Source organism: Myroides odoratus (assembly GCF_965118575.1).
Taxonomy (GTDB): domain Bacteria; phylum Bacteroidota; class Bacteroidia; order Flavobacteriales; family Flavobacteriaceae; genus Flavobacterium; species Flavobacterium odoratum_B.
The window spans coordinates 50,733-63,198 of sequence record NZ_CBCPHW010000008.1; the positions used below are offsets into that span (position 1 = coordinate 50,733).

General features: G+C 39.9%; 19 protein-coding genes. 14 read left to right on the top strand and 5 right to left on the bottom strand.

The window, feature by feature from the left end:
• Nucleotides 1-15: 15 nt before the first annotated feature.
• The 10 genes from ACMHJ2_RS08210 to ACMHJ2_RS08255 all read left to right on the top strand — a co-directional run bounded on the left by ACMHJ2_RS08210 (nt 16) and on the right by ACMHJ2_RS08255 (nt 6,713).
• The gene (locus ACMHJ2_RS08210) at nt 16-648 is read left to right on the top strand and encodes a DUF4141 domain-containing protein (RefSeq protein ID WP_290297175.1); all 633 of its coding nucleotides are present in this window, start codon (nt 16-18) and stop codon (nt 646-648) included.
• A 2-nt stretch (nt 649-650) separates the two neighbouring features.
• The gene (traJ, locus tag ACMHJ2_RS08215) at nt 651-1,646 is read left to right on the top strand and encodes a conjugative transposon protein TraJ (protein WP_378170101.1); all 996 of its coding nucleotides are present in this window, start codon (nt 651-653) and stop codon (nt 1,644-1,646) included.
• 22 nt (nt 1,647-1,668) lie between these two features.
• Nucleotides 1,669-2,292, top strand: coding sequence for a conjugative transposon protein TraK (traK, locus tag ACMHJ2_RS08220; RefSeq protein WP_290297176.1), 624 nt, complete (start codon nt 1,669-1,671; stop codon nt 2,290-2,292).
• An 11-nt stretch (nt 2,293-2,303) separates the two neighbouring features.
• Nucleotides 2,304-2,732 (top strand): hypothetical protein, encoded by a 429-nt coding sequence (locus tag ACMHJ2_RS08225; RefSeq protein ID WP_290297178.1) that lies wholly within the window; start codon nt 2,304-2,306, stop codon nt 2,730-2,732.
• Between the two features lie 10 nt (nt 2,733-2,742).
• Nucleotides 2,743-3,030, top strand: a complete 288-nt coding sequence (locus ACMHJ2_RS08230; RefSeq protein ID WP_353959946.1) for a nitrogen regulatory IIA protein — start codon at nt 2,743-2,745, stop codon at nt 3,028-3,030.
• Complete coding sequence (gene traM / locus ACMHJ2_RS08235) at nt 3,017-4,342, top strand: conjugative transposon protein TraM (protein ID WP_378170102.1); 1,326 nt, start codon at nt 3,017-3,019, stop codon at nt 4,340-4,342. The genes ACMHJ2_RS08230 and traM overlap by 14 nt, the downstream gene beginning before the upstream one ends.
• Before the next feature lie 23 nt (nt 4,343-4,365).
• Nucleotides 4,366-5,265 (top strand): conjugative transposon protein TraN, encoded by a 900-nt coding sequence (gene traN, locus ACMHJ2_RS08240; RefSeq protein ID WP_290297180.1) that lies wholly within the window; start codon nt 4,366-4,368, stop codon nt 5,263-5,265.
• Between the two features lie 20 nt (nt 5,266-5,285).
• Complete coding sequence (locus tag ACMHJ2_RS08245) at nt 5,286-5,846, top strand: conjugal transfer protein TraO (RefSeq protein WP_378170103.1); 561 nt, start codon at nt 5,286-5,288, stop codon at nt 5,844-5,846.
• 11 nt (nt 5,847-5,857) lie between these two features.
• Nucleotides 5,858-6,307, top strand: a complete 450-nt coding sequence (locus ACMHJ2_RS08250; protein ID WP_290297184.1) for a DUF3872 domain-containing protein — start codon at nt 5,858-5,860, stop codon at nt 6,305-6,307.
• A 118-nt stretch (nt 6,308-6,425) separates the two neighbouring features.
• A complete protein-coding gene (locus tag ACMHJ2_RS08255; protein WP_290297185.1) occupies nt 6,426-6,713 on the top strand; it encodes a molybdenum ABC transporter permease in 288 nt (95 codons plus the stop codon).
• A gap of 88 nt (nt 6,714-6,801) precedes the next feature.
• On the opposite strand, the gene ACMHJ2_RS08260 is transcribed toward ACMHJ2_RS08255, so the two are convergent.
• Both ACMHJ2_RS08260 and ACMHJ2_RS08265 read right to left on the bottom strand, forming a co-directional pair.
• On the bottom strand, nt 6,802-7,335 hold the full coding sequence (locus ACMHJ2_RS08260; RefSeq protein WP_290297187.1) for a dihydrofolate reductase family protein: 534 nt from the start codon (nt 7,333-7,335) through the stop codon (nt 6,802-6,804).
• 72 nt (nt 7,336-7,407) lie between these two features.
• Nucleotides 7,408-8,142, bottom strand: coding sequence for a helix-turn-helix transcriptional regulator (locus ACMHJ2_RS08265; RefSeq protein ID WP_290297189.1), 735 nt, complete (start codon nt 8,140-8,142; stop codon nt 7,408-7,410).
• A gap of 190 nt (nt 8,143-8,332) precedes the next feature.
• Here ACMHJ2_RS08265 and ACMHJ2_RS08270 point away from each other — a divergent pair, with 190 nt between their 5' ends.
• Nucleotides 8,333-8,644, top strand: a complete 312-nt coding sequence (locus ACMHJ2_RS08270) for a helix-turn-helix domain-containing protein (protein WP_290297191.1) — start codon at nt 8,333-8,335, stop codon at nt 8,642-8,644.
• Nucleotides 8,625-8,927 carry a helix-turn-helix domain-containing protein gene (locus ACMHJ2_RS08275; RefSeq protein WP_290297193.1) on the top strand — a complete coding sequence of 101 codons (303 nt, stop codon included), beginning with the start codon at nt 8,625-8,627 and terminating at the stop codon, nt 8,925-8,927. The genes ACMHJ2_RS08270 and ACMHJ2_RS08275 overlap by 20 nt, the downstream gene beginning before the upstream one ends.
• Here the strand turns inward: ACMHJ2_RS08275 and ACMHJ2_RS08280 are convergent.
• A complete protein-coding gene (locus tag ACMHJ2_RS08280; RefSeq protein WP_290297195.1) occupies nt 8,911-9,648 on the bottom strand; it encodes a YoaK family protein in 738 nt (245 codons plus the stop codon). The two genes, ACMHJ2_RS08275 and ACMHJ2_RS08280, sit on opposite strands and share 17 nt — an antisense overlap.
• A gap of 308 nt (nt 9,649-9,956) precedes the next feature.
• Here ACMHJ2_RS08280 and ACMHJ2_RS08285 point away from each other — a divergent pair, with 308 nt between their 5' ends.
• Together ACMHJ2_RS08285 and ACMHJ2_RS08290 are read left to right on the top strand one after the other, a co-directional pair.
• Complete coding sequence (locus tag ACMHJ2_RS08285; protein ID WP_290297197.1) at nt 9,957-10,235, top strand: hypothetical protein; 279 nt, start codon at nt 9,957-9,959, stop codon at nt 10,233-10,235.
• The gene (locus ACMHJ2_RS08290) at nt 10,232-10,669 is read left to right on the top strand and encodes a response regulator transcription factor (protein WP_290297199.1); all 438 of its coding nucleotides are present in this window, start codon (nt 10,232-10,234) and stop codon (nt 10,667-10,669) included. The genes ACMHJ2_RS08285 and ACMHJ2_RS08290 overlap by 4 nt, the downstream gene beginning before the upstream one ends.
• A gap of 276 nt (nt 10,670-10,945) precedes the next feature.
• Here the strand turns inward: ACMHJ2_RS08290 and ACMHJ2_RS08295 are convergent, their stop codons facing one another.
• Both ACMHJ2_RS08295 and ACMHJ2_RS08300 read right to left on the bottom strand, forming a co-directional pair.
• Nucleotides 10,946-11,752: a PRTRC system ThiF family protein gene (locus ACMHJ2_RS08295; protein ID WP_290297201.1), complete on the bottom strand. Its 807-nt coding sequence runs from the start codon at nt 11,750-11,752 to the stop codon at nt 10,946-10,948.
• The gene (locus ACMHJ2_RS08300; RefSeq protein WP_290297203.1) at nt 11,749-12,462 is read right to left on the bottom strand and encodes a PRTRC system protein B; all 714 of its coding nucleotides are present in this window, start codon (nt 12,460-12,462) and stop codon (nt 11,749-11,751) included. The genes ACMHJ2_RS08295 and ACMHJ2_RS08300 overlap by 4 nt, the downstream gene beginning before the upstream one ends.
• Between the last annotated feature and the right edge of the window lie 4 nt (nt 12,463-12,466).

A 12,466-nucleotide genomic window follows, 5' to 3' on the forward strand; every position in this document is an offset into this window, starting at 1 on the left:
TAAAATTTCAGAACAATGAAAAAAGTAATGTATCTGGTGTGTACGGCATTAATGCTTGCCGTAGCACCTTCAGCAAAAGCTCAATTTGTAGTAACCGACCCTGCAAATCTGGCATCGGGTATTCTCAACAGTGCTAATGAAATCATACAGACTTCTTCCACAGTAAGTAATGTAGTGAAGAATTTCAAGGAAGTGGAAAAGGTCTATAAGCAGGGAAAGGAATATTACGATAAGCTTCAGGCCATAAACAATCTGGTAAAAGATGCCCGTAAGGTGCAGCAAACTGTACTCTTGGTAGGTAATGTTTCCGAAATGTATGTGCAGAATTTCGGCAAGATGATGAACGATCCCAATTTCTCACCACAGGAACTGACTGCTATCGGCAATGGCTATTCTGCACTGCTTAATGAAAGTACGGAACTGCTGAAAGAACTCAAACAGATCATCAGCTCATCAAGCCTTTCGCTTAATGACAAAGAGCGTATGGATGTTATTGACCGTGTATATAAGGAAGTTAAGGAATACCACAGCCTTGTACGCTATTACACCAACAAGAACATATCGGTAAGCTACCTGAGAGCGAAAAAGAAAAACGATGCCAAGAGAGTGCTCGACCTATACGGAACTTCTAACCAAAAATACTGGTAAAAATGGAATGGAATAACCTTCACGAAGTCCTGCGTTCACTATACGATGATATGATGCCGCTTGCAGGCGATATGGCGGCCGTGGCTAAAGGTCTTGCAGGATTAGGCGCACTGTTCTTTGTGGCATTAAAGGTTTGGCAGGCGCTCAGCCGTGCCGAACCAATTGATGTGTTTCCGCTCTTGCGTCCGTTTGCTTTGGGGCTTTGCATTATGTTCTTCCCAACTATTGTGCTGGGAACCATCAATGCAGTACTGAGCCCCGTGGTAACGGGAACCCATGCCATACTCGAAGATCAGGTACTTGACCTCAATAAATTGCAACAGCAGAAAGACCAGTTGGAATATGAAGCAATGGTCAGAAATCCTGAAACCGCCTACATGGTATCGGATGAAGAGTTTGATAAAAAACTGGATGAATTAGGTTGGTCACCTTCCGATATAGGGACAATGGCAGGAATGTATATGGACAGGACAGGCTATCAGATAGAAAAAGCCATAAAGGAATGGTTCCGCAATCTGCTGGAAATACTTTTTCAGGCAGCGGCACTCGTCATTGATACGATACGGACCTTTTTTCTGATAGTGCTTTCCATACTAGGTCCAATAGCTTTTGCCATATCCGTATGGGATGGTTTTCAGTCCACGCTCACGCAATGGATCACGAGATACGTAAGCGTTTACCTCTGGCTGCCTGTTTCCGATCTTTTCAGTTCCATGCTGGCAAGAATACAGTCGCTGATACTCGAACGGGATATCGCCATGCTTGCCGATCCGACCTATATACCTGATACAAGCAATACCATGTACATCATATTTATGATTATCGGTATCGTAGGATACTTCACAATCCCAACCGTAACAGGCTGGATCATCCAGGCAGGCGGTGCAGGAAACTTTACACGTAACGTAAACCAGACGGCAATGAAATCCGGAAATATTGCCGGAGCTGGAGCTGGTTCGGCAGCAGGAAACATCGGCGGGAAATTAATGGGGAAATAAAAACAATTAAACATTTAAGAAAATGGAATTTAAAACATTAAGAAATATCGAAAACAGTTTTCGCCAAATCAGGCTGTACGCCCTTGTATTTGCCGTACTCTGTATAAGTGTTGTAGGATATGCCGTATGGCAGTCCTACCACTTTGCGGAGCAGCAACGCCAAAAGGTTTATGTACTGGATAATGGAAAATCATTGATGCTGGCACTCTCGCAGGATGCAAGTATCAACCGCCCGGTAGAGGCACGAGAACACATCAGGCGTTTTCACGAACTCTTCTTTACACTTGCTCCCGATAAGAACGCCATTGAAAGCAATATGAAAAGGGCCTTCAATCTTGCAGATAAAAGTGCCTTTGATTATTACAAAGACCTTTCGGAAAAAGGATACTACAACCGTATCATATCAGGCAATGTACAGCAGCGTATTGAGGTGGATAGCGTTGTCTGCAATTTCGACACCTATCCGTATGCGGTACGCACCTATGCGAAACAATTCATTATCCGTTCCAGCAACGTAACCAGGCGTAACCTGATTACTTCCTGCTATCTCGTAAACTCCGTTCGTTCAGACAATAATCCCCAGGGTTTCAATATTGAAAAGTTTGCAGTTCTGGAGAATAAGGACATTGAAGTTATTGAACGCTAAAAAACAATCTTATGGAAGCATTATCAGATTTAAATACGTTCGTAAAAATCCTTACCGACAAAGGGTATAACGGCTTTTTTCATACGCAGGGTGCGTATGCCGGAAAATTGAAAGACAGCATTAGTGAATACCTTGAAAACTGCCAAAAAGGTATAGACAGCTTGCCTAAACAGGACTTGCTACTGACAGGCTACCTGCAATGGTCGGGCGAAGATAAGCCAAGTGTAGAATGCTGTATGTGGGTAAAATACCTGAACGGAAAATTTTCTCTCAACAGAATGGAGATTGAAAGGAAAGACCAATTCGGGCAACTGCTGAAAAAATCAGAACTGACAAACCTGTCTGTAATATCTGCTCCAAAAGCGGTGGAGGCAGTCGCTTTGGTAAACGAGCAGCAGACGCAAAAGGCTGATAAAAGCACTAAGCGTTTCAAGCTTTAAAACAACAATTATGAAAAAACTAAGAGCAAACATGGACAGGCACTTTGACAAGCTAGATGAAAGCTGGCGAGCACTGCCCGTTGGCAAACAGCATAAATACACATTGTACTTTTTCGTCGCTTACCTAATTCTTACCACAGGGGTAATATTTAAAGTGTGGTATGATGCAGGAAAGTCAGATAACAATATGGTCATTAAGCATATTGAAAACCCTGTCCTCAAAAATAAAGAACGTCCTACAGTCTTGCAGGACACATTATCAACAATTTTTAAAAATAGGATTTATGAAAGAAAGTGAAAACAAAAAGACGGTTGTTCGGGTAACGGAAGGAAATCCGACAGCAACCACTGACGTACTGCAAGACAGTACGCAGAATAAGATGGATAAGTTGAAAAAGCCATTGATATTTGGCTTGATGGGAATTGTTTTTCTTGGATGCATGTACCTCATCTTTAAACCATCGGAAGACAAGAAAGAACTTGAAAACATTGGACTGAACGATGCGGTTCCGCAAGCTACAGGAGCAGGAATGCAGGCAGACAAGCAAAAGGCTTATGAGCAAGATATGCTGGAACAGAAGGATGTTGAAAAGCGAAATTCGTTGACCACGCTCTCTGATTATTGGAATACCGATGAAAGAGAAGAACTAACAGATGAAACGATTGATAAGCAAGAAAGCTACGCTGGAAAAAAGACCAGTGGATATGGTAATCCGACAGTCAACAGCTACCGTAACGCACAATCTACATTAGGTTCTTTTTACCAGGATGACGATCGTGAAACGATAGAACTCCGCAGACAGCTGGACGATTTAAAAGAGCAACTGGCAGAAAAGGATGTACCTAAAACAGCTACCGTAGATGACCAATTGGCATTGATGGAAAAGTCCTATCAGATGGCAGCGAAGTATCTTCCGACAGGTACAAATTCAGCAGAAGCCTTGCCTGCCAAGGATGCAGCTCCGGCTCCAAAAGTATCTACACAAAAAGAACATTTTGTATCATTCACTTCAGCAAGAAAAAATACCGTATCTGCCTTGTATCGTGAGCCTACAGATAGTGCCTTTTTAGCCGACTGGAGTCAGGCCAAAAACCGAGGCTTCTACACGGCAGGTTCTACCCAGCAGGTCACACAACCTAAAAACAGTATCAAAGCCTGCGTACACGATGCACAAACGGTAATTGGCGAGACAGGAGTTAGATTACGTTTGCTCGAAACTGCCCAAACGCCCAGCCGTACTATTCCAAAAGGGACTATTGTAACGGCAAATGCCAAATTTCAGGCAGGACGTTTACAGCTAAAAGTAACCTCTGTCGAATTGGATGGCAATATCATTCCGGTTGAGATTACCATTTACGATCTGGACGGTCAGCAGGGTCTGTATGTTCCGTACTCTCCCGAAATGAATGCCCTTACCGAAATGGCCGGCAATATGAGCCAACAATCTGGAACAAGCCTAATGCTTACTCAAAATGCCGGACAACAGGTTGCAGCTGATCTAAGCCGTGGCGTGGTACAGGGTATTTCGGGCTATTTCGCCAAAAAGGTTCGCACACCAAAAGTTACGCTAAAGGCAGGACATCAGGTGTTTCTCGTATCAAAAAAATAATGTTGAACTCAAAAAATAAAATAATGAAACATCTTTTTAAAATCTTTGGAGCATTTGCCCTGACCATCGGCTTAGCCGTAACCTCTTTTGCACAGGACAGTGCAAAATCAAAAACTCCACTTGCTTTGGGCAAGATAGCCCCGTACAAAATGGAAGTTACCTATGATAAAACTTCACATCTGATTTTCCCGACTGCCATCCGTTATGTGGATCTGGGCAGTGAATACCTGATTGCCGGAAAAGCGGATGACGCGGAAAACGTATTGCGTGTAAAAGCATCGGTAAGGGAATTTGAGCAGGAAACGAACTTTTCGGTGATTACCAATGACGGACGTTTTTACAGCTTTAATGTCTATTACAGTTCTTGCCCGGAAGCACTGAGCTATGACCTTTTGACGATGCAAAAAGCAGTAGATAAAGCCAACAGTAACGATGTGCTTTTTGAAGAATTGGGCGACAATTCTCCGTCATTGGCTGGCTTGCTTTTAGAAACCATTTACAAAAACGATAAACGTATTGTAAAACATATCGGAGCTAAGAGTTTTGGTATCCAGTTTATACTGAAAGGTATTTACATCCATAATGGCAAATACTACTTCCATACCGAATTGAGAAATCGTACCAATGTACCGTTTCAGATTGATTTTATCAATTTCAAAGTTGTGGATAAAAAAGTAGCTAAACGCACTGTAGTACAGGAAAGACCAATGATACCGCTACGTGCTTATAAGCCATTGGACGAAATTAGTGGAAAATCAATGGAGCAAAATGTATTCCTGTTAGATCAGTTTACCATTGCCGATGATAAGGTGCTTTTGATTGAAATTTTTGAGAAGAACGGTGGTAGGCATCAAACGCTACAGATAGAAAATTCCGATTTAATCAAAGCTCGTTTGATTAATGATATGCACCTGAAATTTTAACAATCCTTTAAAGCAATTATATGAAAAAGTATATCTATACCGTGATGCTCCTCCTGATGACCATCACGGTTACACAGGCACAAAGAATGCTGCCCAAACAGAAAGGATTGGAAGCAAGTGCAGGCGTATTGTCCGATGATAAAATCGGTAACGATTATTACCTCAATATCGGGATGACCGTCAACGGTAAGAACGGGAATTACCAAATTTGGGCGTTGGAATATACGCACCAATACCACGACTATAAAACCCTCCGCATACCGCAGGAAATCTACACCGCCGAGGGTGGTTATAGTTTGTTCTTGCTTGGCGATAGCCGGAAGAATATCACATTGAATGCAGGAATAATGGGCGTAGTCGGTTACGAAAGCATCAATCGTGGCGAAGCGATGTTGTATGACGGTGCGAAAATAGTAAGCGAGGACAACTTCATTTACGGAGCTGGCGGACGGCTAACCTTTGAAACTTACCTCTCAGACCGATTTGTGTTAGTCCTGCAAGGGCGTACAAAGGTTTTATGGGGTACGGATCTGGAACAGTTCCGACCGTCCGCAGGTGTAGGATTAAGGTTTAACTTTTAAAACGAAAAACAATGAGAGCAATTTTTAATAAATTCAGAGTGGGACTACTGCCTACATATATACTATTGGCAATCCTCACAGCTTCGGTTTCGCTGGTATCTTGTAGCAAAGATGATGACCTCGAAATACAGAACAATTTTCCTTTCGAGGTAAATGTAATGCCTATACCCAAAGATGTTGCCAATGGGCAGACCGTTGAGATACGCATTACCATACAGCGAAAGGGTAATTACATGGATACAGAATATTTCCTGCGATATTTCCAGTTTGACGGGCAAGGTACTTTAAGATATTATGATGAACCACCATACCTGCCTAACGATTTATATTCGTTGCCATCGGAACAATTCAGGTTGTATTATACTTCAACTTCTGCCGTATCACAGTCCTTTGAGGTTTGGATTTCGGACAGCTTCGGAAATGAAAAGCAGTTAAGCTTTCAGTTCAATAGTAGCGATTAGGTCACTATGTGTTTGTAAAGTAACGGCTTATCGAAAGGTAAGCCGTTTTTTTATTCATACAAATAAAATGTTTAATTTTATAGAAGTGAGAATGACCGTTAATTTAAAAGTGTAGCTTATGGATACTCCTACTTTGGTAATAGGCATTGTCGCCCTTATATTGGGCATTGGGCTTATCTACTGGATAAGTCGTAGGAAATTTTACAGACGAAGCCCTATGGGAACAGAAGGTTTTTCGAGCTTTGAAGCATCGGTATTTTTACGTTTTATAGAACGTATTGGCAAATGGATTGCATACGCCCTGATTATTTTCGGACTGTTAGGTATATGGGCTTCTTCTAAAGGAGACAAGAACAAAGAGAAGATTAAAAAAATGCAACAGATAAAACAATCATCACGAAAATAATATTCCATCCAGCAATAATATTTGAATGAAAATCGGATAGCCCGCGAGGTTATCCGATTTTTGGTTAACTAAAAAAGTAAACTGAAATCTACTTTTTCCGCTTATAGTGTAGTTGCGTCAATCCAGTTTCGAATGTTTTTGTTGTTACTAATTCAATAGCTTGTTCCGGTCTTCCGTCTTTAAAAAGTTTTGTTCCATTACCTAATAAAATTGGAATAATCGAAATTACAAACTCGTCTATTAAGTCATGTTTCAATAGCTCATTGATTACTTCAGCACCGCCGTCACAATAAATATTCTTTCCATTTTCCGATTTTAACCGTTTGATTAATTCCGTGATGTCTCCTGTATAAAAAGTAGTCCTGCCTAATTTCGGTCTTTCAGTTCTTGTGATGACATAAATATCCCGCTGACCGTTGTCATAATGAGATGCTCCGATTTCGTTAACTACATAGTCATAGGTTTTTCGACCAATAATTATCGTGTCTATTGTGGACGTAAATTCAGCATAGCCATAATCTTCACCCTCTTTTTCTACAAGTTTCAAAAAGCTTAGGTCGTCATTTGGTTGTGCAATGTAACCGTCTAAACTCATTGCAATGAAAAGTGATATTTTTCGCATGTGATTTCAGTTTAAATGTTTTGACAAAATTACTTTTCGAAAACCAGTTGCACTTTGTAAAAATGCGACAAATTATAATAGCGATGGTGAAAGTCCGGTATTTCGCTTGATTTCATTACTAAGATGCGAATGGTCATAATAGCCGCATTCAAATGCTATATCTAACAAGCTCCGTGTTTGATTTGAGTTTTTGATTAATCTTAAAGCATTTTGAAAACGAATAATATTTGAATATTCTTTTGGTGATAATCCAATGAATTTTTTAAAATTTCGTTCCAACTGTCTTACGGTTATGAAATTCCTTTTTGATAGTTCGTAAATGCTGATTTGACCGTTTGTTAAATATATATCATTGATAACTGATTGTAGCTGATTGTTTTTACTCTTTATTCTTTTCGAAAAGAATTGGTCAAAATAATCGAATGGGTTGTCAAATATCTTGTCAACATTAAATGAATTAGGTTTTTCAAATTCAATAGTGTCGTTGGTTAGCTCATTTTGTGAAGCAAAGCTATAGAAATTATCAAAAGTTCCAGGTTTCAGGCACACACCTAACAAATGTGTATCGCTGTCAATAAAGCTATCTTTAAAAGAGTTCATTGCACCAACTACATAAGTCTTCCCGAAGTCCATAGAAACAGAACCGTTATCTGTCAAACAAGTATTTCCTGCATTCATTACTATACCAGCACAACCATCTGGAAAAACCCGTTCCCATTGCCTTTCAGTCTCGTTCCCTTTCAGTTCCCAATAGAAATGAATAAGGGGATCTAACTCTTTGCAAGGATTAATTTTCTTGTACTTCATCGGTTTTTGTGGTATCGCTCGCTAGAATGACCGTCAGTAGAATTTATCTTTTCAAATTTACAAAATAAAAGTCTCTGAAAACTTATAGCATAACGACAAATACTGCCTTTCAAAGCCAACGGGTGCAACCTTTGCCAACCCTGCAAAAAGCCTTTATAAATTCAACTTCCACATAAAAATTGAGCAAACAATGGAAGTTATCGCAGTACAAAAATCCGCATTGGACGGAATGAAGAATGATATAAGGGAGCTTTTGGAACTGACCGAAAATGCTACCCAAAAATACACCCCGATTTTTAAAGAGGAAAAGTGGCTTGATAATCAGGAGGTGTGCTTGATGATGAATATTACCAAACGGACTTTGCAGACCTATAAGGACAAAGGCTTACTCCCGTATTCAAAACTGAACCGCAAGAATTATTATAAACTCTCGGATGTACAGGCTTTGCTCGAAGCCGGACAGCCTTACAATACAAATCACAATGGATTTATTGACGAATGAAGCCGAAGAAATCATAGCCCATCAGGAAATGATAACACGGTTGAGATACCGTATTGAAGAAATACTGAAGAACTACCGTCCTGTAATGAACGGAGAAATCTACTTGTCGGGTGAAGATGTTTGTAGGTTGTTACATATCAGCAAGAGGACTTTACAGCAATACCGTGATGATAATATCCTGCCATTCGTACAGATTGGAGGCAAGATAATTTATAAGCAGTCAGACATTCTATCTGTACTGGAGCAAAATTATACTGGAAATAAGCTTAGTGCTGACTTCTGAATTTCCTTCTCAAATAATAATATCGAAATAATAAGCGGTCATACCACAGGGTGAACAACAATAAGGTAACAGGAAATAATAGTGTTTTTGATCCAAAATACGGGTAAGTAAACCCGCCTATGATACCACCGAGAAAGAAACAGGAAATGATCGCTAACTTCAAAAAAATGCTTTTTCTTAATCGTAACCGTTCCAGCTTTTCTCTATAGAAAAACAATTGGGATAATTCTATTCCCAAGTCTGTAAAAAGTCCTGTAAGATGTGTGGTTCGTACCACCGACTGAGATACACGGGTTACCAGTGCATTTTGCAAACCCATAGAAAAAAGTAAAGCGGAGGACAAAAGGATAGCAATTGAGTGATGTTCTTTCGGTAACAGAAAGGCAGAGAAACCAACACCAAGTAATAGTGCTATTTCAATAATTATAGGTATCACATAAGAAGTCTGCGGTTTGTATTTTGAGACCCATTCCATAATCAGGCTTGACATAAAAGCTCCGAACAGAAAGAAAATAATATAGAAAAGATAAATAAAAGCCATACTGTAATTCTTCAATACCAGTTCTTCGGAAAAGAATGCAAAATGTCCTGTTACATTAGTGGTTAACATATTTAATTCTAATACCCCTACGATATTCACTACGCCTGCTACACCAGATAGAATTGAGGCTAATTTGAGATTGTGGGAATAAGTACGTCCTTTCCCTTTATGTCTAAACATATAAAATTTCTTTATCACAAATTTACAAAACTACCTTTCTTAACGTACCTAATAATTGAATATAACAAACAACATTCGTACATTTGTTGTCGAAAATATAGAAAATCTTAAAGTGTTTTTGCTTTAAGTCCCACATTGAAAACTGGTAATTTTTAGACAACGGGACGATAAGGAAGAACGCTCATGCCAAAGGCGTGGGCGCTCGCTTATTCGTTGTCGGGTATACCAGTACCTCAATGTGCGGTAAGTGTAGTTGCCTGCGCTTCTTTTTTGTGCAAGGCTTCCACAACCTAAAAAACATTAAGGCTATGGATAACGAGCATATTTTATACCCTGATTTTGACCATCCTGCGTCACAGCTATCAGCATTCTCCTTCTGTATAGATATTTTTATTATCTCCCTCAAAAATGGTGAAATCGTACGTTTTAAACCTGATGATATAGCTCATTTCAAGAAATGGCTTTCCAGATTTAAGATTAGGGATATTGCGTTTGACGATGGCATGCCTCATAATGATAGAACCACTGATTTATCTAAATCCAATCTCGGATTTTTTAACCTATTTAAACGAAATAATAGAAAATGAAAAAAGAACAAATAATTAGGGTCGCCATTATTGACGACCACGATATGCTTAGAAATGGTATCTGCCAATTTCTGGATAGCTTTGGTTTTGCTATGATGTTTGAAGTAGAAAATGGCGTATTAGCTTTAGAAAAAATAGAAAGAAGCCACCTTATTCCTGATGTTTGCATTGTGGATGTTAATATGCCTGTGATGAACGGATTTGAATTGACTGAAATATTAAGTAAAAAATATCCAGCTATCAAAATTATTGCATTCAGTGTGAACGATGAAGAAAAAGATGTTTTGAAAATGCTTGAATGCGGAGCTGACGGCTATGTGTTAAAAGGTGCAGACCCAGACGAACTTAAAAAAGCTATTGAGGTGGTTTATAACGGCGAAAGATATTTTAGTGTGGGAGTGTCGAAAATTGCAAAGGAATATTTTAGTAACTAATAATCTTGCAACCTTAATAGCCTAAAATATCTATTATAATTAAGCGACGTTCTTTTGCTTCTTTTCTTTGGTCGCAGATGTGGAAAGAAAAGAAGTTCGCTATAATAACAAAAGGGATAACGAATATCCCTGAAACCTGAACGCAACCTATTTGAGAAAAATAGGGAAATGGAAGAATGAAATGGAAGATTTTTAGCAAAGTGGCTGCACCTTTTTTGGATGCAAAAATGCGTTTCCGACCGTAGTAAGGAATTGCATTTTTGCCGCCCGATTTTGCTATCTGGCGACTGAAATGGGCTGTGAGCGGAAATCTTTCAGATTTAGGAAAAAACCCCTGTTTTCGGTCAATCCGTTGCGGAACAATCCCCACAATAAGGAGCAACCCATTTGAGCCAATGCGGAATTGATAAACAAATCCTGCTTCTCCAATGCTTCTGCCAGTGAGCAACTTGGCGTATCATCTTCCTGCTCGGACTGTTTCAGCAGGTCGCCAAATTCTTCCGTTACCATTGGCAGATTGGCGATTGTTTCAAATCGGTCTGAACTCGGTTGCGGAACATCGCCTATGGTAGATAACAATACCTGCCCTGTATGCTGACTGTTGCCATAATCTAACCAGTATTTGGGTTTGTTGTGATGATATTTTCCGTTATTCATTTCATTAAGTATTTCGGCAATACCAAACCTCGCCTGTACGCTATCCACACAGGTTATAAAGATAGTAGCCTGTACGTTTTCAAGTTTACCGATAGTGTCTTTTTCAAACTTCTGTGTTTCGGCTTTCCAGTTCGTACCCGAAAAACGGTTGGCTCGGTTGATGAGTGCAACGGATTTATATAATCCGACCTCACATTCTGCAAAACGCTGTCTGCCCAAATTTGCTTCTGTAATAACATCATCGTCCCAAAGGCGAACGGACAATCCTGCGTGTCCCAATGCAATGAAACTGTGGTTCATTTCCATTAGGGCGGTCAAAACCTTTGAACCTGTGCCACCTGCACCGATAAGGTTTACCGATATGGGATTGGTAGGATTTATCAAACTATTGTCCGTAAAATGGACTTTTATTTTTTCTGTGTTCATCGCAATATATTTTTTAAGGTTAGCTTACTTTTGGTCAAAACTTCCATTGGAAAGGCTTCGCCTGTGGCGATAAGGTTTTCCCAAAGGCTTACGCAATTTCCTTTTATCGGGTTAAAATCGTGCATGAGGTGGCTGAAATAGCTATTGAAGAAAAAACCTTCCCATTCGCTTATGAATTCTTCCAACGATGCCGTTTTTTTAATCCTCACATCTACCGTTCCCATACATACATTTCCATCCTCGTACACGTTAAAAAAGGGAGCATTGTATAAAGTTGTTTTTTCGGTCGGTCTGCGGTCGCCTGTCAGAGCAAATACCGCCAAACCGTTGCGGTTCGCTATCCACAACATAGGCGGTACATTTGCCCTGCCTTTTGGGATACCCAAACTTTCTGTAAAATGCAATTCCCTCTGCATGGCTTTTGTAAACCAAACCACCTTATTGCCACTCGGGTCAAAATGTAAAATATGGCTTCCAATAATTCCCTGCGGTTTCAATAAAGGGTCTTTTTCCTCTTTTGCGGTCTTCAATGCCTTTGCAAGTCGGTTTGCTTCCTGTACGGTCAAAGGGTGTGCATTTATAGGCGTACCGTTTTTGTCCATATCAAAATGCTCTACATACGTATCGTTGCCCTTTCCTGTGGTTTGATAAAAAACCAATGCCGATTTAGGATAGTAAAGCGTTCCGAAATCCTGTGTTATGTCGTTCATAGCT